The organism is Deltaproteobacteria bacterium, from assembly GCA_013151235.1.
Lineage (GTDB): Bacteria > CG2-30-53-67 > CG2-30-53-67 > CG2-30-53-67 > CG2-30-53-67 > JAADIO01.
The window spans coordinates 65,586-87,100 of sequence record JAADIO010000033.1 but is presented as its reverse complement, the minus strand read 5'-3'; the positions used below and the strand labels follow the sequence as shown (position 1 = coordinate 87,100).

The 21,515-nt window shown below is 55.1% G+C and carries 16 protein-coding genes, 1 pseudogene and 1 riboswitch; of the genes and pseudogenes, 10 read left to right on the top strand and 7 right to left on the bottom strand.

Going from position 1 to position 21,515, the window contains the following annotated elements; all coding sequences use genetic code 11:
* Positions 1–24: 24 nt before the first annotated feature.
* From GXP58_06625 to GXP58_06590, 8 genes and pseudogenes are all read left to right on the top strand, one after another.
* The gene (locus tag GXP58_06625) at positions 25–960 is read left to right on the top strand and encodes a dihydroorotate dehydrogenase (GenBank protein ID NOY53281.1); all 936 of its coding nucleotides are present in this window, start codon (positions 25–27) and stop codon (positions 958–960) included.
* On the top strand, positions 961–2,304 hold the full coding sequence (locus GXP58_06620) for a hypothetical protein (GenBank protein NOY53280.1): 1,344 nt from the start codon (positions 961–963) through the stop codon (positions 2,302–2,304).
* Positions 2,305–2,627: 323 nt separating this feature from the next.
* Positions 2,628–2,810: pseudogene (locus tag GXP58_06615) on the top strand (histone protein).
* 439 nt (positions 2,811–3,249) lie between these two features.
* The gene (locus GXP58_06610; protein ID NOY53279.1) at positions 3,250–4,518 is read left to right on the top strand and encodes a DUF4388 domain-containing protein; all 1,269 of its coding nucleotides are present in this window, start codon (positions 3,250–3,252) and stop codon (positions 4,516–4,518) included.
* 152 nt (positions 4,519–4,670) lie between these two features.
* The gene (locus GXP58_06605; GenBank protein ID NOY53278.1) at positions 4,671–5,285 is read left to right on the top strand and encodes a threonylcarbamoyl-AMP synthase; all 615 of its coding nucleotides are present in this window, start codon (positions 4,671–4,673) and stop codon (positions 5,283–5,285) included.
* 127 nt (positions 5,286–5,412) lie between these two features.
* Complete coding sequence (locus GXP58_06600) at positions 5,413–5,841, top strand: CoA-binding protein (GenBank protein NOY53277.1); 429 nt, start codon at positions 5,413–5,415, stop codon at positions 5,839–5,841.
* Between the two features lie 14 nt (positions 5,842–5,855).
* Entirely contained in the window at positions 5,856–6,785 is a 930-nt protein-coding gene (locus tag GXP58_06595) for a M23 family metallopeptidase (protein NOY53276.1), read from the top strand.
* Positions 6,786–6,859: 74 nt separating this feature from the next.
* Positions 6,860–7,891: a potassium channel protein gene (locus GXP58_06590; GenBank protein ID NOY53275.1), complete on the top strand. Its 1,032-nt coding sequence runs from the start codon at positions 6,860–6,862 to the stop codon at positions 7,889–7,891.
* 34 nt (positions 7,892–7,925) lie between these two features.
* On the opposite strand, the gene lptG is transcribed toward GXP58_06590, so the two are convergent.
* Both lptG and lptF read right to left on the bottom strand, forming a co-directional pair.
* Positions 7,926–9,008: an LPS export ABC transporter permease LptG gene (gene lptG, locus GXP58_06585; GenBank protein ID NOY53274.1), complete on the bottom strand. Its 1,083-nt coding sequence runs from the start codon at positions 9,006–9,008 to the stop codon at positions 7,926–7,928.
* An 11-nt stretch (positions 9,009–9,019) separates the two neighbouring features.
* Complete coding sequence (gene lptF / locus GXP58_06580; protein ID NOY53273.1) at positions 9,020–10,216, bottom strand: LPS export ABC transporter permease LptF; 1,197 nt, start codon at positions 10,214–10,216, stop codon at positions 9,020–9,022.
* A gap of 201 nt (positions 10,217–10,417) precedes the next feature.
* Here lptF and GXP58_06575 point away from each other — a divergent pair, with 201 nt between their 5' ends.
* Positions 10,418–11,629, top strand: coding sequence for a hypothetical protein (locus tag GXP58_06575; protein ID NOY53272.1), 1,212 nt, complete (start codon positions 10,418–10,420; stop codon positions 11,627–11,629).
* A gap of 99 nt (positions 11,630–11,728) precedes the next feature.
* Here GXP58_06575 and GXP58_06570 read toward each other — a convergent pair whose 3' ends face one another.
* The 5 genes from GXP58_06570 to GXP58_06550 form a co-directional block, all read right to left on the bottom strand.
* On the bottom strand, positions 11,729–14,047 hold the full coding sequence (locus GXP58_06570) for an FAD-dependent oxidoreductase (protein NOY53271.1): 2,319 nt from the start codon (positions 14,045–14,047) through the stop codon (positions 11,729–11,731).
* Positions 14,048–14,152: 105 nt separating this feature from the next.
* A complete protein-coding gene (locus GXP58_06565) occupies positions 14,153–15,811 on the bottom strand; it encodes a 4Fe-4S dicluster domain-containing protein (protein ID NOY53270.1) in 1,659 nt (552 codons plus the stop codon).
* The gene (locus tag GXP58_06560) at positions 15,790–16,905 is read right to left on the bottom strand and encodes a glutamate synthase (GenBank protein ID NOY53269.1); all 1,116 of its coding nucleotides are present in this window, start codon (positions 16,903–16,905) and stop codon (positions 15,790–15,792) included. The genes GXP58_06565 and GXP58_06560 overlap by 22 nt, the downstream gene beginning before the upstream one ends.
* Before the next feature lie 336 nt (positions 16,906–17,241).
* Positions 17,242–19,155 (bottom strand): sulfatase-like hydrolase/transferase, encoded by a 1,914-nt coding sequence (locus tag GXP58_06555; protein ID NOY53268.1) that lies wholly within the window; start codon positions 19,153–19,155, stop codon positions 17,242–17,244.
* A 117-nt stretch (positions 19,156–19,272) separates the two neighbouring features.
* Positions 19,273–19,857 (bottom strand): SH3 domain-containing protein, encoded by a 585-nt coding sequence (locus GXP58_06550; GenBank protein ID NOY53267.1) that lies wholly within the window; start codon positions 19,855–19,857, stop codon positions 19,273–19,275.
* 234 nt (positions 19,858–20,091) lie between these two features.
* Positions 20,092–20,220: riboswitch (FMN riboswitch) on the top strand.
* Positions 20,221–20,348: 128 nt separating this feature from the next.
* Here GXP58_06550 and ribD point away from each other — a divergent pair.
* Positions 20,349–21,512, top strand: coding sequence for a bifunctional diaminohydroxyphosphoribosylaminopyrimidine deaminase/5-amino-6-(5-phosphoribosylamino)uracil reductase RibD (gene ribD / locus GXP58_06545; GenBank protein ID NOY53266.1), 1,164 nt, complete (start codon positions 20,349–20,351; stop codon positions 21,510–21,512).
* The last annotated feature ends 3 nt before the right edge of the window (positions 21,513–21,515 follow it).

The following is a 21,515-nucleotide window of genomic DNA, read 5'->3' as shown; positions in this document are numbered from 1 at the left end:
CAGTCTGCACAGGATGGAGCTTCTATGAAATCGAAGAACGTCACACCGGATCTGTCGGTCAATATCGGCGGGATTGTGATGAAGAACCCCGTGATGACGGCATCGGGGACGTCCGGCTACGGTGAAGAGATCGCCGAGATCTACGACCTGTCGAAGCTGGGCGCGTTGACCGTCAAGGGCCTTTCCATCGGTCCGCAGGAGGGCAATCCCCCGCCGAGGGTCTGCGAAACTCCGGCCGGCATGCTCAATGCCATCGGGCTCCAGAATATCGGCGTCCGTGCTTTCATTGACCGGAAACTCCCGCGTTTGCGTACACTCGATGTGGCGGTTATCGCCAACATCTACGGCCATCGGGCGGAAGACTATGCCGAGGTGGCCCGTCTGCTTACCGAGTCCGGAGGGGTCGACGGTATCGAGTTGAACATCTCCTGTCCCAACGTCCGGAAAGGGGGGATGGCCTTCGGGACTGATCCTTCCGCGACGAAAGAGGTCGTCGGCCTGGTGCGCGGGACCACGCATCTGCCTTTGATCGTCAAGCTTTCTCCGAACGTGACGGACATTACGGAGTTCGCTCGCATCGCCGAAGGGGAGGGGGCCGATGTTCTCTCTCTCATCAACACGCTGCTCGGAATGGCGATTGACGTGAAGACCCGCCGGCCCAGGCTGGCCAACGTGACGGGAGGTCTCTCCGGTCCGGCCATCCTGCCCGTTGCCTTGCGGATGGTCTATCAGGTGGCGCAGGTCGTGAAGGTACCGGTCATCGGTATGGGGGGGATCATGAATCCTTCGGACGCGATTGCTTTTCTTCTTGCCGGCGCCTCCGCCGTTGCCCTGGGGACCGCGAACTTCGTGGATCCCATGGCCCCGGTCCGTATCGTGGAAGGGATCAGGGAATACATGCGCGATGAAGGGTTTGCTGTGATTGCGGATCTTGTGGGCGCAATGGAGAAGGATGCCTGAATGATGGCCAAGATGATAATTGCCGCTGGGACTGTCCTGCTCTGCCTTGCTTGTTCCTCACCAGCGGTAACAAGCAGGCAGATCACCATCTCGATCTTTCATACCGGAAACGTGGCCGGTGAGCTCAAGCGTTGCGGCTGTTCCGAAAAGCAGTTGGGCGGCGTGGCCCGGCGCAAGACCCTGTACGACAGATACCGCTCCGGAAATACCCTGCTGGTGGACAGCGGGGATGTTTTCTTCGGCTCCTTTGAAGGACTCGAGGGCAGTCCCGCCTTCTATGCCGTCAAGACGGCGGCCATGATCCGTGCCATGAACCTGATCGGTTATGACGGCTGCGCCGTCGGGGACTACGATTTCGCCGAGGGCGCGGATTTTCTTCTGCGGGCGGTGAAGAAGGCGAACTTTCCCTTCCTCTGTGCCAATATTTTTAAACCGCAGGGGAAACCGGTTTTTGAACCGTTTCGTGTCTTCCATCGGGCGGGACTTCGCGTCGGGGTCGTTGCCCTCCTGGATGACCACGTCGTGACGAATCAATACCGAAACGCTCTTCACAACCTTCGGATCTCCGACCCTTTTGAGGCGGCGGCGAAGGTATTGCCGGGACTCCGGAAACGGTGTGACCTGATCGTCGCTCTGCTCCACTTCAACCTCACCGATCCCGATGCATTCCTCAAGGCAAATCCGGAGATCGGTGTCGCGATCATCGGCCACCACGTCGGCGCCGGATCGGCGCGGAAGGTCGGGAATACGGTTATTGTGTCCGACGGTACGCTCGGTGAGAAGCTTGGCCGGCTTACCCTGAACCTGGACGTGAAGGGAAGGGTTCTCTCCTTTGTCTCCTCCATGATCCCGGTAGACGAAGGGGTGCAGGTTGACCCCGGTGTGCAAAAAGAGGTTGACCGGTTCCAACGGCAGGTGCGTGAGGGAAGGTTCTCCGAGGATGTCTCTTTCCTTCCAAAGAAAAAAAATGGACCTGTCTACGTCGGCGCCGGAACTTGCGCCCCCTGCCATCCCGTGATCTATCAGCGATGGTCAAACACCCCGCATGCCTACGCATACAGGTCGCTTGTGGAAAAGGGTGAGGAGTATGATCCGGAGTGCGTGGTCTGCCATGTTCTGGGTTATGGAACCCGCAGCGGATTCATCGATACAGAAAAAACCCCCGGGTTTAAAAACGTGCAGTGCGAGTCCTGTCACGGGGCCGGAGAGGGGCACCCTGGGAGAAGAGCAATGACCGCAAGGGTTCCCGAGGATGTATGTCGGAAATGCCATAACGACAAGCACAGTCCGGCCTTCGATTATCCCGCCTATCTCTCGATAGCCAATCAGTGCACGCTCCCCTGAAGGATCTACTTTTCCGCTGGGAATCAGATCGATTTTCTTTTCTTTCAACTCCAGGTAGATTTGTGCAGTCCTGTTTTTTTGTCACAAAAAGAGGTCCTGTGACAAAAGGTTTTTGCTTTTGAATTTTCATTTTGTATATTGCTCAAAGATGGGAATGACAGATTAATTTGCAAATAAGTTGACTTATTTTACTTGCAATCTATTTTTCGTTATGCTATTTTGAGTTAGAGATTTTATTTAAGCTATTATAAGAGGGGTCAGTGATTAACCCTCTGTTTTTAGGAGAAGGTCATTTTTACCAACCACACAAAGGAGGACTAAAAATGGCAACAGTGAAGAAGAAGGCGAAGAAGGCGGTCAAAAAAACGACGAAAAAGACCGTCACAAAGAAGGTCGCTTCGAAGAAGAAAGTGGCAAACAAGAAAGTCGTCAAGAAAAAAGTCGCGAAGAAGGTCGCCAAGAAAGTCGTCAAAAAGAAGGTGGCAAAGAAGAAAGTCGTCAAGAAAAAGGTCGCCAAGCGGTGCGCGGCGAAGACCAAAGCAGGGAAACGCTGCAAGAATATGGCAAAGGCTCCCTCAAAGTTCTGCAAGGCCCACCAGAAAAAGAAATAATCCTCTCAATATCTTCCGGATGTCCAGGCAAATCCGTCTTGTCTGGGCATCCGGTTTTTTCTTCCATTCTCATCGCAGAAACAGGATCTTGTCTGCCGTCTTTCTGTATGATGAATCTCTTGTGATCTTTCATCGGCAAATAATGTTTTTCTGATTGACAGGGCCGACTTATTCAAGGGATACTGAAATTATCAGGGGGACTGGAAAGTGCCTGTTTCCGTCCGGGGCAGGCCGTCTGAAAACTGAGCCGATTTACCGTTTTTTCGCCCAATGATTGGAGAAAAGTACCGGGAGTGTGTATTCTTGTCTGGATCAACCGGCAGAACTCCCGGAAATGGACGGTTCAGTTATGGTCAAGCGGGTTAACATCCTGGTTGCGGTTCTTCTTTGTTTCTTCATCGGTCTTCCTGCGGCATCTTCTCAAGGACGGCTCCCATCACACTCTGCTTTGCACCCCGTCATTACGGCGCGCGTTGCGGGCCGGAAGAAGCCCGTTCAAGGGATCACCGAATTCCTGCAGTCGGGGAGCCGCTTAAACGATTTTGCTGCAGAGTATGAAGAGACGCTGCTGCGGAACCCTTTGAAAAGTCCTAAGGCCGGAACGTTTCATGTAAGAGAGCCGATGAAGGTCGGGGTGGCGTTCCTCTTCGGCAGTCAACTTTATTACGGTATCTTCTCTCTCGGTGCGGTCGTCTTCCTTTTGGCCCTCTTTCTCCTTTTTTTGCCGATTGTTTTTCGCCGTACACTTTATGGCTGGATGGGGGGTTCCTCCGTCCCCCATGCTGTTGACTTCGGGAGATCCGACCCTCAAAAAAAATGCGGCGGAGGGAACCGCTCGGCAGGATCTTCTCCGGACTGCGATCAGGTGGAGATACGGGGGGAACTCAAAAAGATTCGTTTCCCCGACCTGCTTCAATTGCTCGCCTCCTGCGAGAATACGGGGACCCTTGTGGTGCAGAACAAACATGAACAGAAATCTCTCTTTATCCGGGAGGGGAAGATTTGTTCCGCCTCATGCAGAGACAGGGACAAGAAGAACAAACTGGGCTATCTGCTTTACAAACTCGGAAAGATCACGAAAAGTGAACGAAGACGTGCGCTGGTACTCTGCGCGCAGAATCCTTCCATGCGTTTAGGACAGGCCTTGATCGAGATCGGTGCCATTGACCGCCGGGGACTCCAGGAGGCACTTCGGATCCAGGCGGAGGAGATCGTCTATTCCCTGATGGCCTTTCCCGAAGGGCATTTCGAGTTCGTAAATGAAGCCCCTCCGGTCGATCCGAATGAAACGCTCTCGCTTGATGTCATGAGTCTTGTAATGGAGGGAGCTCATCGTGAAGATGAATGGGCGAATATGCGTGCGGTTCTTCCTTCGCTGGATGTGGTTCTGGATTATGCCTCAGAAGGTACGATCCCGGTGGAGGGTGCCCAGCTGACGGAAGACCAGGGGCTGATCCTCGGTCTGATCGACGGAGAACATTCGGTGAGCGAAATCTGTGCCCGGACGCCGCTCGTCGATTTCGAGGTTTGCAACTTTCTATGCCGGATGGTTCGTCAGGGGGTGTTGCAGCCGGTGGAAGCACATTCCGAAGGAGTGGCCTGATTCTTTCCCCGCTGCAAGTTCTTCGAGAAAAGTTGTTGCAAAGAGAATGAGAACGAATTCCACTCCCGCACCCCACCCGCTACGGACCTTTATTTCAGCTTTCCAATCGTTGCGTCATCGGTTATACTCCTCTTTCGGAAGGAGGAAAAACCATGGCCACCATGCTTTCCATACATCCGGAGAACCCCCAGGGACGTCATATTGCGAAGGCCGTGGCGGTCCTGCAGTCCGGCGGGGTGATGATCTATCCCACCGACACGATCTACGGTTTCGGTTGTGATATCACCAGCCTTCAGGCGGTGAACCGGATCATTCGTATCAAGGGACGGGACCCCAAGAAGCCGCTCTCCTTCGTCTGTGCCGACCTGACCCATATCAGCCGGTATGCCATGGTGTCCAATTTTGCTTATCGCATCCTGAGACGGTACCTCCCCGGTGCCTATACCTTTGTCCTTCCGGCCGGCCGGGAGACCCCCCGCACCCTTCGGAGCAAAAGCCGTACCGTAGGGATCCGGGTCCCGAATCACCCCGTGCCTCAGGCCCTGGTGGAGGCGCTGGGGAATCCGATTGTCAGTACCAGTGCAAACCGGAGTGACGAGGAAGTGATGACGGATCCGGATGATCTGCAGAAATGTTTCGGAAAGGAAGTGGATCTGATCCTGGAGTGCGGTCTGCTTCCTGTGCAACCCTCCAGTGTGATCTCCCTGCTGGAGGATGAAGTGGAAATCCTGCGTGAAGGATCAGGCGATCTTCAGGATTTTGTATAATCTTCCGCAACCTTCTCTCCCGCCGGGGCTCCACCTGCGTCACAGCACGGCAGGCAGGATTGAAGTGACGGGGGGACGATGATCCCTGCACCCCGGGTGGAGAAGAACATGGAAAGGAACAGCCCTCATGGCGGATCGGATTTGTAATCTCCTGCAACGATACCGTACCGTGGCCGTCGTGGGGCTCTCCCCGAAACCGGAACGGGACAGCCATCGGGTTGCACGGTACCTGCAGGAACAGGGTTTCCGCATCATCCCCGTCAACCCGGGACAACGGAAGATCCTGGGGGAGATTTGTTATCCCTCACTGAGCTCCATTCCGGAACCGTTGGAAATCGTCGATGTCTTCCGGCGCTCCGATGCAATCCTGCCGATTGCGGAAGAAGCGGTGCAATCCGGGGCCAGGGTCTTCTGGATGCAGTTGGGCATCCGGAATGATGAGGCGATGAAAAGATTGAACGAGGCCGGGGTGGAAGTGGTCATGGGCCGCTGCATCAAAATCGAATATATGCGTTGTCGTCAGGGGAAGCGGCCGGGAGAGGAGGATTCGTGCTGAAAGGTATCTGTCGCGTGTCGTGGATTTTAATGGTGTGGTTTCTCTGTGCGGGCAGCGCGTGGGCCACCAAGATACAGGTCCGGGTTCTTCCGAAAAAGATCTACCCCGGTCAGGCGGTCTGGGTACGAATTGTGTCGGCCACGAGACTGGACAGGGTGAAAGGAAGTTTTCTGGGACAGAAACTTCTCTTCACTTCGAATGAGAAGGGGAGACGATGGTCTGCCTTGGCGGCCGTGGGGTTGACCGTTTCACCTCGCAGTCATTCCCTGACGTACCGGGCCGATTTTCCGGACGGCAAAAAAACGGAAGGGGTCTTTCACATTACCGTTCTGCCGAAGATTTTTCCCCTGGAGCGGATTACCGTCCGGAAGAAGTATGTTGATCTTTCCCGCAAGGATCTTGCCCGTGTGCACGGGGAGAAGAAGGGACTGGCGGCGCTTTACAAAATCCGCAGCCGGAAGGCCTTCTGGTTGCGGGGATTCACTGCTCCCGTTGAGGCGGCACGGGGGAGTTCCTTCGGATTGCGCCGCATCTTCAACGGTGAACCCCGGAGCCCCCATTCGGGAGCCGACCTTCTTGCCGGCGCCGGAACCCCGGTGAAGGCCCCGGATGCCGGACGGGTGGTCATGGCTGACAATCTCTTCTTCAGCGGCAACACGGTGATCCTCGATCACGGAGGCGGGCTCTATACCCTCTATGCGCATTTAGAAGACTTTGCCGTTCGGAAAGGGCAGATCGTCCGTCAAGGTTCGGTCCTGGGGCATGTGGGTGCCACGGGACGGGTGACGGGGCCCCATCTCCACTGGGGGGCGCGGCTCAATGGTGTGCGAATTGACCCCTTCTCCCTGGTGACGCTCCCTCTTCGTTTCCCGGAAGTCAATGGAGAGCCCGAAGAGAGAGAAAGGGCGATACAGCCCGGGGCAGCGGGCTCTCCAACTCCGTAACTTTTCTCCGAGGCGTTTGATATCTTAAGAGTTTTCGAGATTGTGCATCTGAATTTCATGTCCGGGAGGATCGATTGGTCAATCCGATCAAAAAGCTGAAAGTTTCACTGCTGATCCTTGCAGGGATCATGGCCTTTGGAATCGTGGGGTACATGATGATTGAGGGGTGGGGAGTAACCGATGCACTCTACATGACGGTGATCACCCTTTCCACGATCGGTTTTATGGAAGTGCATCGGATGGATACGGCAGGAAGAATCTTTACGGTTGTCCTGATTCTCGTTGGGGTCGGGACGGTTGCCTATGTTTTCAAAACGGCCATCGGGATCCTCCTCGAAGGGGAGATCCGGGAAGTGCTTGGGAGGAAGAAGGTGAACGAGAAAATTAAACGGTTAAAGGAACACTATATTATCTGCGGGTACGGCCGAATGGGGAAACATATCTGCTCGGAATTTGCTGCGGCGATGTTTCCCTTTGTCGTGATTGAGAAAGACCCCGAGGTGGTTACGGAGATTCATGAGAAGGGACATGTCGTCATTCAGGGAGATGCAACACAGGATGAGACCCTTCTGTCGGCGGGGATTGAACGGGCCACAGGACTAATCTCGGTTTTGACTTCCGATGCGGAAAACCTCTATGTGGTTTTGAGCGCCCGTGAAATCAAGGCAAAGTTGAAGATTATTACCCGTGCCGGCGGGGAGGGGGCGGAAAAGAAGTTCAAACGGGCCGGGGCCGATATGGTGGTTTCTCCCTACCTGATCGGGGCCTCCAAAATCGCCCAATCGATCTTCCGGCCCCATGTCGCAAGTTTTCTGGAGACTGCGGTCAGCCGAGACGGCAAGATGGGCTTCCGTCTTGATGCCATCCGTATTTCCGGTTCTTCTTCTTTCAACGGTGTCCGAATCGTAGACTCCCGGATTCGGGAAGAATTAGGGCTCCTGATTGTGGCCGTTAAGAAGGAGGATGGTACCATGAATACCAGCCTGGCTCCCTCGACCATTCTGGAGGCGGGGGACCGTCTGATCTGTGTAGGGAAACCGGAACAGTTGGTGGAATTGGCCCGCCTTGCCGGCGGGGAAGAAGAGACCCCTGAATCGTCTTCCTGATCCTTTTTCCCGTCGTATATCGGTTTCTCCGGGGTCAGAATCGTACCCTGGCAAGCCGGTAGCCCGCTGCCGTTCCGAAGAAAAGGTTGGCGATCCACGCTGCAAGAAGGGGGGGCATCAGGCTCCCATGCCCGAAGGAGAGCCCGACCGAAAAGGCCAGCCAATAGATGAATCCCACCACCAGGCTGATTCCGATACTGAAAGCAAGGCCCCCCTTGCGGTTGGTGTGCAGCGCGAAGGGGATTCCCAGAAGAACCATAATGAAGCTGATCATGGTATAGGAGATCTTGGCATAAAGGTCAACCTCGTAGCCGGCCGTGGGATAACCGTCCTTTTTCAGGAGGGTGATATATGTTCGGAGTTCCTTATAGCCCATCGCACCGGAGGGTTTTTCCACCTTGATGATTTCTTTGAGCGGTTCCTTTAATGGGAAGGCCCCATGGAAGGCACGTTCCTTAAGAATTTCCCCGGCGCCCGAGAAAATCCATTCCGTTCCTTTACGTGTGATCCAGCCGGAATTCTTCCAGATGACCACCTGAGCATCGAGGCGGTGTCTTAATTTAAAGTCATTATCGAAATCATAGAGTGTGACGTTATGCAGGATCCGACGATCCGGATCGACTTTTCGGATGTTGCAAAATCCGTGGGCGCCGGTGCGGAACCAGATCCGATTATTCTTCAGGGCCAGGAGGTGGGGCTTTTTTTTGAGGGCGACGTCATCAAGCCAACTGAGGCGCTGATTGGCGTAGGGGACGAGCCATTCCCCGTCGGCCAGCGCCATCATGGAGAGGAGGAAGGTGACGAAGAGGATCGGCATGAGGAGCTTGCTCAGATGGATTCCGCAGGAACGCATGGCGATGATTTCATTGTGCCGGGAAAGAAGACTCAGGGTAATCAGGGTGGACAGGAGGGAAACGATGGGCAGGACCTCATAGAAAATCCGGGGGATTTTCAGCAGCATCATTCGGAGGATCAGCGACAGGGAGGCCTTGAATTCAATAAACTCATCCAGTTTTCCGAGGAAATGGACCAGCAGGTAAACGGTCGTAACGGCGCTGAAGCAGATCAGCAGGACCTTGATATATTCTCGGGCAACATATTTTGAAAGGGTTTTCATCTCGTTTCCAGTTACTTCCCGGACGGTTTTCGCAAGATCCTTCTTGTCGTGTGCAGGAAGGTATGCCACAGGCCGTTCGTTTCATCCAGGAAGCCCCGGTCCTCCGGGATCCTGCGCGAGGTCCGGATCAGTGCGGTGATCCCGATCCCCCCGAAAACAACGTTGGGAAGCCAGACCGCAATCATGGGAGAAAGCATATTGGTTGTTTCAAAATGACGTCCTGCGCCCAGGAGGAGGTAGTAACCAAAGACAATCACCAGACTCCAGGAAAAACCGATCATCTTTCCCGAACGCCGGAAACGGGTTCCGAAGGGAAGGGCGACCAGCCCGAAAATGATACAGGAAAAAGGGAGAGCAAATTTTTCATAGTAGTGGAGCTGGAAGTCTCGCCTCTCTGCCGGGTTCCCTGCCCGGGATGCCTGGCGGAGCTCCGCCAACGACATTTCATGGTAGGTCTTCTCCCCCAGGCTCATGGAATAGACGACCGGTGCGACATCAGTGACCAGGGAGAGTTGGTACTCCTCGAAATGAATCAGCCGATACCGCCCTTTTCGTGCATCGTATTGGTGTACGGCACCGTTGTGCAACGTTAAGGTATGGGTGAGTTTGCCCGGGTTGGAATGGATGATTCCGGATTGGGCATAGATGGTCTCCGGCAGTGCTCCCCGGTAATCGGTGATCAGGACGTGTTGCAGTTGATCCTTTTCCCGGTCAACCCCGTCGGCAAAGATCACCAGGTCTGTAAAACTGTCATTGAAGACCCTGGGTTCGATCCCGGCGGTTGCGCTCTCCTGAAAGATCCGGTAGACGAGTTGGTTTAGGGATATACGTCCCCAGGGAACGGCCAGGGCACCGACGGCAAAGGTAAGGCAGAACAAGAGAATTCCCAATGTCATGACCGGACGGACGAAGCTTCCCATTCCGATCCCGAGGGAATTCATGGCCACAACTTCATTGTCGGCGGAAAGGCGGCTGAGGGCCGTCAGATTTGCCGTGAGAAAGGAAATCGGAAGGGTGAACCAGAGAGTTGGGGGAAGCGTATAGAGGACGATCCGGGCGATGTTCGAAAGGGCGACGCCTTTTGTGATGATCAGGTTGGAAAGCTCCAGAGCATTCTGCATGAAAAGCACAAGAGTGAAGATACCCAAAGAGAGAACGAAAGGCGGCAGGATCTCTTTTTGAATATAACGAGGCAGGATTCTTTTCATAAAGTCTTTTCAGAGAAATCCGAATGCAAATTGAGAAAATAGTAACCTGAACAGGGGCGGATGTAAACCCCTTTTTCCAGGCCGGTGAAGCGTGCGGAGGAAAAATCCACAAAAAAATCCTCAAGTATTTTTCTCCAATATCCGAAAAGTTCTGGTGTACATAATATTCTTCTTCAATCCATAAAAAAAGTGAGTGTGTTAATGGACCGGGAATGGCATGTGATTGCTCTGGGCGCGATCCCCTTTTCTCATTCGAAGGAGAGAATCGCTGAGAATGTTTTGACCCATTTTGTGGAGACGGAAGAGGAGGCGGTGGAGTTGCTCTCCACCTGTTCCAGGGCGTCGATACTCATTTTGCATGATCCTCCGACCCGGGATGCCTTCTGGATCTTCGACGGGCTCGTCAGGCGCTTTCCGGGGATTCTCTGTGCAGTGGTTGTTGATGACGAAATGATTCCGGCCATCACCAATGGATTCACGGTGCCCGATGATGCCATGCTTATGGAGAAACCTCGATCGAAAGAGGCCTCGGACTTGATGCTTTTTCAGATGGCGAGATCGGGCCGGGCCCAGTGGAAAAAACGGGAGGAGTATCATGCGCTGGAAGTATCCAAAAAACTTGCGGAAGAATATGCCGAGGCACTGACCCGGTTGCATGAAGATCTGGCAGGGCTCGTCCATTGCGGTCAGTACCTTCAGGAGACCCTCGATCTTGAAATGGCCTGCCACCGGGTCGTCGATACCTTCCGTGACCTGGGGATGGAGTGCATGATCGATTTTGAGGAAGATCCGGAAAAACGGAATAAACTCCGGGAAGAAATCCGCAATGCCGAAAAAAATTTTACCTGTGAGAATGGTTCGGTCCGGGTCTTTTTCAGCAAGGCCGACTATGTGGGTTCCATAGAGGTGCGGCCGACAAAAAAGATACCGATCGATGACGGACGGATCGTTGATCTGGTGCACTTTTTCAAAAACCAGTTGGTTGCCTTTCTCGATCGCTATCACAGGATCGAGGAACGGGAAAAAACCCTGGGACTCTACAATTCCGTTCTGGAGAAACTGGAAGAGATCGTCGATGCCTCGGATTTCAACCAGAAGACGCAGCATGTCCGGGAGGGGATCGCCGGCAATACCGAAACGATTGTGAAAATTCTGGACAAGCTTCGGAACCAGGTTCCCGAAGAGGCCCTCCCCTGGATTGATGAAGCGGAGATGAGTTTACAGTTTGCCGACAAGGTCAGTCAGCAGATCAACACATTGACGGGGACCCTGCGAGAAATCCTTTGTGTGATGAACCCGGAATTAGCCGTGGAGTTCTATGCGCAGGACCAGGAATCAAGCGAAAGCGTTTGCCGGGCAGGTGTTGGCAGTCAACAGGATGTGGATGATCTGCTCGCCGGTTTAGGAATGTAGAGTTCCGGGGCTTTCCATTTTTTCTCCGACCGGCTTTGGAGTAAATGAAAAAAGTCCGTTATATAAAAACAGACCGTGCATGGTGAGGTTGTCGAACCATCAGACGTTTTCTTTCATCTCCCAGACCCCACATGGGCAGATTCCCGCACAGAAACCGCAGCCGATACAAAGACGGTCATCTACAACGTACTCGAAACTTCCTTCTTCCCCTTGCACTCGTGAAATGGCGTTATAGTAACAGCTCGTTTCACACATCCCGCAGTCCCGGCAGGAACCGCAGGACATGCAGCGGTTGGCTTCTTCTTCCGGGACGAATTCCCCGGGATGGGAGTTCTCGTAGTAAACGGTCCGGATCCGTTCATAGGGAATGACCTGTTCCTCCTCGGGAACATAATCATAGCTCATCATTTGATGATGAATCACATCGGCGGCGATCCGCCCCTGGCCGATGGCGTGGGTAATGAGACCCGGCTGTGTGGCATCTCCTACGGCAAAGACCTTGACATCGGAACTCTGACCGAGTTTGTTGGCTACGATATAACCCCGCTCCGTGTGAATCTCTGGGGGGAGAAAATCAAGGACCGGCACTTCTCCGATGGAGATAATCACCTCGTCGGCGTGAATAGAGGTCCCGTCATCGAAGGTGATCTTCTTTGCCCGTTTGCTGTATTTTTTAGTCACTTTGGGATAGAGGATCTTTGTCCCGCGTTCCCGGGCCATCTCCTGTTCCTTACCGAAACTGGCCGGGGGCTGGATATCGACGGCCGTTACCGATTTCGCCCCGCAGGCATAGGCTTGGCAGGCGATGTCCATGCCGACGTTGCCGGCGCCGATGACGACGACCTCTTTTCCTTTCAGGTTCTTCGTCTCCCCGTAGTTAATCTCCTTGAGAAATTCGATTCCGGGAGTGACATCCTCCATCCCTTCAAAACGGAGGACTCTGGGCTCATGGGCGCCGCAGGCGACGATGACGACTTCATGTTCCTTATAGAGTTTTTTGAAGAGGTTCCGGGTGATCTTCCGGTTCAGGTGTACATTGATGCCCATCTCCTCAAACCGTGAAATTTCTTTCGCCAGGATCTCCTGGGGGAGCCGTTCCCTGGGAATACAGAGCTCCAGCTTGCCGCCTAATTTCCCTGTGGACTCATACAGATCCACGGTGTGACCCCGAAGGGCCAGCTGCCAGGCGGCGGAGAGTCCCGCTGGTCCGGCACCGATAATCGCCACGGTATTGCCGGTGGAACGGGCCTTTTCCGGGGCCGGTAGTTCTAGGCTGAGACTTCCGAGGCTCTTGATGTCGAGCGGCTGGTCGATCCGGCCCCGGGTACAGGCGTCCATGCAGAGATTCGGACAGACCTGGCCGCAGACGGAGGCCGGGAAGGGGCTGTACTGCAGGACCAGGGCCAGGGCGTCTTCCAGACGGTTCTGCCGGATCAGATTCGCTCGTTTGTGTGATGGGATCCGGGACGGACAGGCGTAGGCGCAGGGAGGAAGATACCGGTCGTTACTCCAGACCGGCCGGAACCGACGGTCCGGCCCGGTCGTGATATAGGGAAGAATCGTCGCTTCATGTTCGAGATATTCCCCAAAGATTCCCCCCTTTCCGGTCCCTTTTTCCCAAACCGCTTCGCGGAACTCCGTCATCGGGATCTTGCGGCCGCGGCGTTCGGTCTTTTCCGCCGGGGTATAGGCGATCAGTTTTTTCCAGTCATCCGGCGATCGGGTCAATTCCTCAAGATATTCCATCCGGTCGATCGCCTTGAGATAAGGTTTGATGTTCAGCGTCAACCACTCCCAGTCCCGGGGAGTCAGATCGGCCAGCCGGACGTCTTTGTCGCTGAATCCCTGGATGGGCCCGTTAAAATAGATGGTTCCACCCACCATTCCGACACAGGGACGATAACCCAGGATGTTCTCCGGGTTTCGGGGGTTGACCCCGCAGACAACAGCAATTCCCCCCGCTTTGAATTCCGCAAAGGAGTCACCTACATCCCGGAAGTACCAGGACTGAAGCGGTTCGAAACGGGGATTATGCTTGGTCATGGTATCACAACGGGCGCCGCCGCCACCCTGCACGTAGAGGATTCCCTGGGCGCCGGCGTTGTGGGCACCGTTCGTGACGTCGCCCAAGACCGTGATCTTTGCACCGCAATTGATCCAGCCGACGTCGTCGGATGCATTTCCCTTGACGACGATCTCCGTGCCTCCCATTCCCATGCTGCCGAGTCGCTGTCCCGTGGGACCGGTAACGGTAATCTTAACCTTTTTTCCCATCGGCCAGATCCGGCCGCCGATCCCGTGCTGACCGTCGGCCTGGATGGACAAGGTTCTTTTCCCATCCCGGACGGCCTGTTGGATCTGTTCTTCCAATTCGCGGGAGGGGACCCGTTTGCCTTTAATATTCCCTTTGATGACCATCTATTTCATCCTCGATATCAGTTGATCGGTTGTGCCTAATTCTGTTTCCCGCTTCCTTCCCTCGGTCGTCTCGTCCGCACCTGGGATCAACCCCGGTGCTACAGTCTAACAGACATAGCTGATCTTCAAGCGGTCGGCGATCTCCTTGTTGGCTACGCCCAAGGCGTCGGACATCCCAATGGGCAGTTCCGTGCTTCTTCCCAGGGGGGCGAAGACTTTCCGCAGTTCCACATCGGCTGACTTGAAGACATCGACGACCCGTTCCGCTACACGGTCCGGATCGAGACGTCGGTAGAGACGGGGATCCTGGGTAGTGATCCCCCGCGGACAGCGGCCCGTGTTACAGAGATTGCACCGGTTGTATTCGTTGCCGAGGCAGTCGGCGGTTGCCTGCATAATATATTTCCCAATATCTACCGCCGAGGCGCCTAACATGATCATGGCAGCGGCATTGGCGGCGAGGTTGCCTCCCTTGCCGATCCCGCCGGCGGCAATCAGGGGGAGTTCGTTCTGCTTCCCCTGCTTCACCAGGTCCAGGTAGCAGTCCCGGATATTGGAGGCGATGGGGTGTCCCATCTTGTCCATGGAGACGTTGTAGGCCGCACCGGTCCCGCCGTCTTCACCATCAATGCAGAGGGCCGCCGCATAAGGGTTCCGGGCCAGATTATTCAGGACCGCCTGGGCCGTTTTGGTTCCTGAGATCTTCGGGTAAACGGGAACCCGGAACCCCCAGGCCATCGACATGGACTGGATCATCTTCGCGACGGCCTCCTCGATGGAATATTTCGTCTGATGCGTCGGGGGAGAGGCCAGATCAATGTACATCGGCACACCCCGGATTTTGGCGATCAGTTTCAGGACCTTGTAGGCCATGAGGAGACCGCCGTCGCCGGGCTTGGCTCCCTGTCCGTACTTGATTTCGATGGCCGCCGGGTCTTCCGTCATCTCCGGAATGGCATGGACGATTTCGTCCCAACCGAAGTAGCCCGAGGCAATCTGAAGAATCATATATTTGGCGAACCGGGACTTCAAAAGGCGCGGCGGGATCCCCCCTTCTCCGGTGCACATGACGACCGGGAGGCCTTCCACCTCGTTGAGATAGGCAACCCCCATCGCCAGCCCCTCCCACATATGGGGAGAGAGCGCTCCGATCGACATGCTCCCGATCCGGATCGGAAAGATCTCCCGCACCGGCGGGATGAAACCGGTTTCTTTTCGGACCGAGAGTTTGCCGTCCCGTGTCTCCAGCGGGAGTTTTTCCGGAGGAAGGTTCCGGCCCAGGAGGGTCCGGATGCGGAATTCATGACGTCCGGCATCAAGGGCCGGGTCGGTGAGCATGGAGATCCGGGTGAATTTCAACTGGTCGACCGTCGAGGGGGTCGGGTCATTCCGCCGCCCGCCCCGCTTATAGGGAACGCCTCCCCGGTTCTTGTAAAAGAGAAACTTGTGCCGGGGATTGTATTCCGGCTCGATCGCCACGTTCGGGCAGACGAGGGCGCAGGTGGAGCAGCCGGTACAGTAGCGGTCGATCTCCGTGACCTGCCTGATCCCCTCCAGGACACGCCGTTCCGTTTTCGGTGTGGGGGTGCTCCCTTCGGATTTTACGACCCGCCGAGAGAAGACCGTCGGTTCAATGGCATGGACCGGACAGACGGCGGTACAGCGTCCGCACCGTGTGCAACGGTCCTCCCTCCAGCGGATGATATAGGGAAACTCATGGAGCGTTAGTTCATGATTTTGATCTAACCGTTCAGCTGATTCCATTTTGTGACCTCCGTGGCTCCCGGAGAAACCACTACCATGTCATATTTCATCGGACAGATGTCCTGCGTCCTGTCTCGTTCCGGGACGGCCCGGTCAAGTCCGCACTCCTCGGACATGAGAGCAAATTTTCCGGGCAGGCCGCCGACAATCCCGGGCCGGAGTTTCTTGGCGTCCTGGGTCATGAAAACCCTACCGTCGGGAGTAAACCCGATGATGCAGTTCGGGCCGTCAATGCAGAGGGGGCGCAGCGATTTTTTCATCAGGCGGATGGCGTCCCCATCCGAACGTCTCTCGATCTCGGATTCCTTCAACGGGGTGATTACATCCTTATAGTAGGGGAGGGGGTATTTGAGCTGCCTGTGACAATAATGAAGGATGTGCGTCAGAACTTCGCTGTCGCTGTTGTATCCCCGGTAGCCCGGAAATCCGCGGCTTGTCAGGAATTCCCGGATCGGGACGAAGGCCGTATTCTCCCCGTTCGTCATGGTGCAATAGCCTTCGATAAAGAAGGGGTGGCAGGCATAAAGATAGATGGCATAGTTCGTGTTCTGCCGCCCCTGTGCAAAAACGATCTTCGCCTTGAGCGTTCCCTTGTCAAGGCCGAAGAATTCTCCTACCTGCAGGGGGTCACCCACCGATTTCAGCGTCAGGACATCAGGATAGAAGGAGAAGACGAAGATCGACTCGTCGGCTTCTCCCAGGTCCCGGAGAGCGAGCCGCGTCTCCATAAGAAGTTGCTCTTTTGCTTCCTGGTCCCGATTCAGGAAGTCTGCCGGATATTTATAGGCCTTGGCGAAGTAGTGATCCCGGCGGGTGATCTCCGAACCGGGGATCTCCCGGATATGAGGTTCCCACATGAACTTTTCCACGAACCCCGCTTCTTCCATGTAGCGATTCAGGGTCTCCATCCCCCGGTTTGAGCAGATTCCGGAAAGGATCGGATATTCCTTGAGATGCTCGAATTCTCCGCCCAGGTCTTTCAGAACGAGACCGAGGCCGGAACCGTCGTGCCCTTCCTTCATTGTCTCCAGGGCAAGGATATTCTCCATGGGAGAAAAGTATTGATCGGACGTGATTGCGCTTAATCGACACATAGTAAACCCTCTGGTCTCTGAATTGTCCCGGCGGGATTTTTTTGCAGACGGGCAGATCCGAAGTGGGGTTGTACGATACGGTGAACCACTTGAAATAATGAGACAAACAACCCGACTGTCCATGGCACCCTTTTTCCGGAGCCGGTCTGTAATCCTAATGATCAATCCCGAATATGTCAATAAGAAAATGCTTTTACAGATCCGTCTTCGTGGTCCTGTTCGTAAATGCCGTGACGCGTCGAGGCGTTGCAGGACGGTCTCATCAAGGCGTGCGACGGAGAGACGTACCCCCTGTGGGATGGTGCAGGGAGCACAACGTAGAGGAGGCTGTTCTACTTACCGGTAGCGGCGGGACTTGAAGAGTTCAAACGCAGTCTGGTAATAGGCGGTGGTCAGTTCCTCCATTTTCCGGTTTCCTCGTTCCGGAAGAAGGCGGTGTTTTTCGGGAAGATAGCGGAAGGTCGTCCGTTTTGCTCCGATCCCCAAGACGGTCAGACGGTTGTTTTCAAAGAGGGAGACATCGAGATTATGGCTGAGGAAAACGGGGTGGGATTCCCCGGCAGGGAGCTTCAGTATATTACATCCGTAGAAGGGAGCATTGTACGGCAGACCAAGCAATCCCAGTACCGTCGGAGCGATATCAATCTGACTGGTCGGGGTGGGAATCCTTTTCGGTTTGAGCTTCCCCGGGGCATACATCAGCAGGGGGATCCGGTAATGCCGGACGGGGATCAGAAGCCGTCCGTAAACACGGGCATCGTGGTCCGCCACGATGACGAAGAGGGTGTTTCCGAACCAGGGATGCTGCGAGGCTCTCCGGATAAAGTTTCCCAGTGCGTAATCGGCATAGCGGACACCGGATTTTCTTCCCCCTCCACTCGGGGGGATGCCGGGGATCCCTTTTGGAAAGGTAAACGGCTTATGGTTGGAGGTCGTCATAATGATGGAGAAGAAGGGGCGTCCTTGTTGTGCCGGCCCATCGAAATATTTGAGCGCATGGTTAAAAAGGTCCTCGTCGCAGACACCCCAGATATTGGCAAATGTAACTTCCCGGATTTCCCTTCGATCGCTGATGGCGAAACCGTTGCTTCGGTAGAAATGATTCATGTTGTCGAAATAGCCGTACCCGCCGTAAAGGAAGGACGTGATATAACCGTTGTCCGCCATCACCTTTCCCCAGGTTGCGATCCGTTCATTTCCCGGCCTGCGGAGGATGGAAACGCTCGGAATCGGGGGAAAGGACGCCGTGATCGCCTCCAGTCCCCGCACGGTCCGGGTCCCCGTGGCATAGGTGTTTTGGAAGAGAAGACCCTCTCCCGCCAGTTTGTCGAACGCGGGTGTCAGTCCCCGTCGGTCGCCGTAAGCCCCGATGAAACCCGCACCGAAAGACTCTTCCACGATAACGACGACGTTCATTTTTCCGAGTCCGGCGGGATCGGGGGGAAAGGCCCGGTTGAGGTTTTCTTCCGTAGTAGATGTGAAAGTTCCCCCCTCTCCGGCCAGCTGCCGCCGGATCATGCGGAAGGCCCGGTCGTGTTTCAGTGTCGAATAGTAAAGATGGTAATCGAGTTCATGGGTTTCAAATGCCCGGAAAAAACTGCTGATGCCGTTTGCCGTCAATTCGTTTTCCACCCGGTTCGAGGACCGAGCGAAAGTATCGTCGGAGTACCCCGTAAAGAACAGGGCCGTTACCAGAAGGTAGGCGAGGAAAGCCTTGCTTCTCTTGGCGAAGCGGGGAGGGTGGAGAAACCATTCCCGCAAACCCGGCCGGACCGTTTGATAGAAGGCCAAGGCCAGGAGAAAGGCGGCCAGCAGGAAGGGAAACACGGGATAGGAAGCCCGGATATTGCCCCAGACCTCATGGGGATAGACAAGATAATCGACGGCCACCAGGTTAAAGCGGGAATCAAACTCCTGGAAAAAGAAATATTCGGAAGCGGAAATGTAAAGCATCCCCACCAGGGAAAGATAGGTGACGCCGGCCAGCAGGCGGTGGTGCCATTTGGTGCGTACAATACGGGAGGGAACCAGAAAGAGATAGAAAGCAAGCGGTGCGAGGAGCCGGATAAGTTCCGCGAGGTCGTTTACGGCACCGAGACCGAGAATGACCGGCAGGCGTTCGGGAACGATGCCCGAAGGCCGTCCGAAGGACCACCAAAGGACCAGGCGCAGGAGAAGAGAAACCGTAAGATAAACCGCTGCTATGGCTGGAAAGGGGGAGGAAAAGAAAATTTTTCTGAAAGATTTCATGTAAAGATTGTCCTGCCATGGATTCCGGGATGGATTCAGCGGATACTTATAGCATGGAACATTCCGGCGGACAAGGAGTAATATACAATTTCCAGAGCCGGACGGATTGTCTCCGGATCACGGGATGATTCTTGCATCCACTTCGTTTGCCTGACCGATGGGAGTGTTGTAGCGGTCGAAGAAGACCGCGTAAGGAGCCTTCCGGATGTATTTTTTTAAGAGTTCGTCCTTCCGGCAGAGCTTCGTCAGTGCTTTCGCTGTTTTGATCATCATCGCTTTTCGCTCCTCATGTGAAAGCCGTTTCCATTGCGATGTAACCATGATGTCGAGACGGATCGTTTGTTCTTGTTCCAGATAAACCTCGTTGAGAGATGCCCATTTCAGATAGGGGCCAAGCACCGATTCAACCATGGACTCGATTCGGGTCTGATAGGTGTCTTTTTCATAGTGGACGGCTTTTTTGTAGATCCATCCTTCCTTACCATTGAGGAGCTTTACCTTCCACCAGCGTTTTCCGGAATCGACCACAAAGAGCAGGTCCCCCTCTTTTGTGGTGGCAACGATCCGGTGACGGCTCCCCGGTTCGGAGCGCACATTCGCCTGGCGAACCGTGACCCGGACCCGGTCTGCGGAAGCCGACCCGGCCCATACCAGGCTCACCGCAAAAAGAGCGCAGAGAAATCCTTTTCTTTTATTCAGCATTAGTTTCCGTTTTCTCGTTTTTGGTTGGAGATTCGTAACGGCTCCGGTTTGACGTTCCTCCCTTCCTGCCCTGCGGGAGTTGGAGAAGATCCCTGAGCCGCGACGAGTTTGCGCCTATCATAGGGGATTCCCGAAAGGGCGTCAAAGATTAATTTCCATCACAGGATCCGTGTTGGAAAAAATGCTTGACTTTTGCGGGGTGGGAAATTACCCTGTAAACGCATTTGAATATCGTTAAACCTTCGGGGCCGGGTGAAAATCCCGACCGGCGGTCAAAGCCCGCGACTCCCCGGTGTTCCGCCGGGGACTGATCCTGTGAAAATCAGGAGCCGACAGTGAAAGTCTGGATGAGAGAAGGTTTACACTTGGAGTGTATCTCTCTGTGTTAAGTGTGCCCGAAGTGCTTCCGTGCTTCGGGTTTTTTGTTATTCATAGTTCATTGAATACCTTGGCACATTGAGGTGCAGAAAACCTGTTTGACGGAATTTGTCATGGATCTGCTTGATCACACCTTTATGAAACAGGCGTTGGAACTGGCTGCAAAAGGGAGGGGACGTACTTCTCCCAATCCGATGGTCGGCGCCGTTGTTGTCCGGAAGGGAGAAATCATCGGCCGGGGCTATCACCGGAAGGCCGGGACCCCCCATGCCGAAATCCATGCCTTGAACGACGCCGGGATGGCGGCCCGCGGGAGTACCCTCTATGTGACGCTGGAACCCTGCTGTCACCGGGGCCGGACCCTTCCCTGCGCCGATTTCATTATCCGGAGTCGCGTTGCCCGTGTGGTCGTGGCCATGCTTGATCCCAATCCGCTCGTGAACGGCAAGGGGGTTCAAAAACTTCGTGAGGCCGGGATCCGAGTCGAGGTCGGTCTGCTGGAGCGGGAAGCCCGTGAGCTGAACACATTTTTCATCAAATATATCTCGACGAAGACCCCTTATGTGATTCTCAAGGCGGCCGTTACCCTCGACGGACGGATTGCCACCCGGACCGGGGCCTCCCGGTGGATTACCGGTGAACCCGCCCGTCGCCGGGGGCATGAGATCCGTGACCGTGTAGATGCCATCCTCGTCGGTGTCAATACGGTCCTCACGGACAACCCGGGTTTGACAACCCGGCTGCCGGGAGAAGAGGGGAAGGACCCGGTCCGGATTATCCTGGATACCCATCTGCGAACCCCGTTGAATGCGAAGGTCATCGTCAATGAATCTGCGGCCCCGACCTACATCTTTGCGGGGAGCGATGTGGCGCCGGAACGGGTGCGGGCCTACCAGGAGAAGAATGTGACCGTCATGGTGGCCCGTAAAGGGACGGGCGGAATCTCCTTTGGCCAGGTTCTGGAGGATCTGGGGCGGATGGAGTTTAGCAGTCTCCTCATCGAGGGGGGAGCAACGATCCATGCCGCCGCCCTGCGGGAAGGGGTTGTCGATCATCTCCTCTTCTTTATCGCCCCGAAGATCATGGGGGGTGGGGAGAGCCGGGAGGCCATCGGGGATATCGGGATCGAGCGGATGGAGGATGTCATCCGTCTCCGGAATGTCCGTACTGAAAAGGTCGGGGAAGATCTTTTGATGGAAGGGGATCTCCGCCCGTCCGTATCGGACCCGCCTTTTCGGGCGGTCGGTCTGGAAACGGAAAAATCGGAACGGATCTGAGAA

Coding starts and splice junctions, on each gene's coding strand:
- GXP58_06625 (NOY53281.1), top strand. CDS start 25: ATGAAATCGAAGAACGTCACACCGGATCTGTCGGTCAATATCGGCGGG.
- GXP58_06620 (NOY53280.1), top strand. CDS start 961: ATGATGGCCAAGATGATAATTGCCGCTGGGACTGTCCTGCTCTGCCTT.
- GXP58_06610 (NOY53279.1), top strand. CDS start 3,250: ATGGACGGTTCAGTTATGGTCAAGCGGGTTAACATCCTGGTTGCGGTT.
- GXP58_06605 (NOY53278.1), top strand. CDS start 4,671: ATGGCCACCATGCTTTCCATACATCCGGAGAACCCCCAGGGACGTCAT.
- GXP58_06600 (NOY53277.1), top strand. CDS start 5,413: ATGGCGGATCGGATTTGTAATCTCCTGCAACGATACCGTACCGTGGCC.
- lptG (NOY53274.1), bottom strand. CDS start 9,008: ATGAAAACCCTTTCAAAATATGTTGCCCGAGAATATATCAAGGTCCTG.
- lptF (NOY53273.1), bottom strand. CDS start 10,216: ATGAAAAGAATCCTGCCTCGTTATATTCAAAAAGAGATCCTGCCGCCT.
- GXP58_06575 (NOY53272.1), top strand. CDS start 10,418: ATGGACCGGGAATGGCATGTGATTGCTCTGGGCGCGATCCCCTTTTCT.
- GXP58_06570 (NOY53271.1), bottom strand. CDS start 14,047: ATGGTCATCAAAGGGAATATTAAAGGCAAACGGGTCCCCTCCCGCGAA.
- GXP58_06565 (NOY53270.1), bottom strand. CDS start 15,811: ATGGAATCAGCTGAACGGTTAGATCAAAATCATGAACTAACGCTCCAT.
- GXP58_06560 (NOY53269.1), bottom strand. CDS start 16,905: ATGTGTCGATTAAGCGCAATCACGTCCGATCAATACTTTTCTCCCATG.
- GXP58_06555 (NOY53268.1), bottom strand. CDS start 19,155: ATGAAATCTTTCAGAAAAATTTTCTTTTCCTCCCCCTTTCCAGCCATA.
- GXP58_06550 (NOY53267.1), bottom strand. CDS start 19,857: ATGCTGAATAAAAGAAAAGGATTTCTCTGCGCTCTTTTTGCGGTGAGC.
- ribD (NOY53266.1), top strand. CDS start 20,349: ATGGATCTGCTTGATCACACCTTTATGAAACAGGCGTTGGAACTGGCT.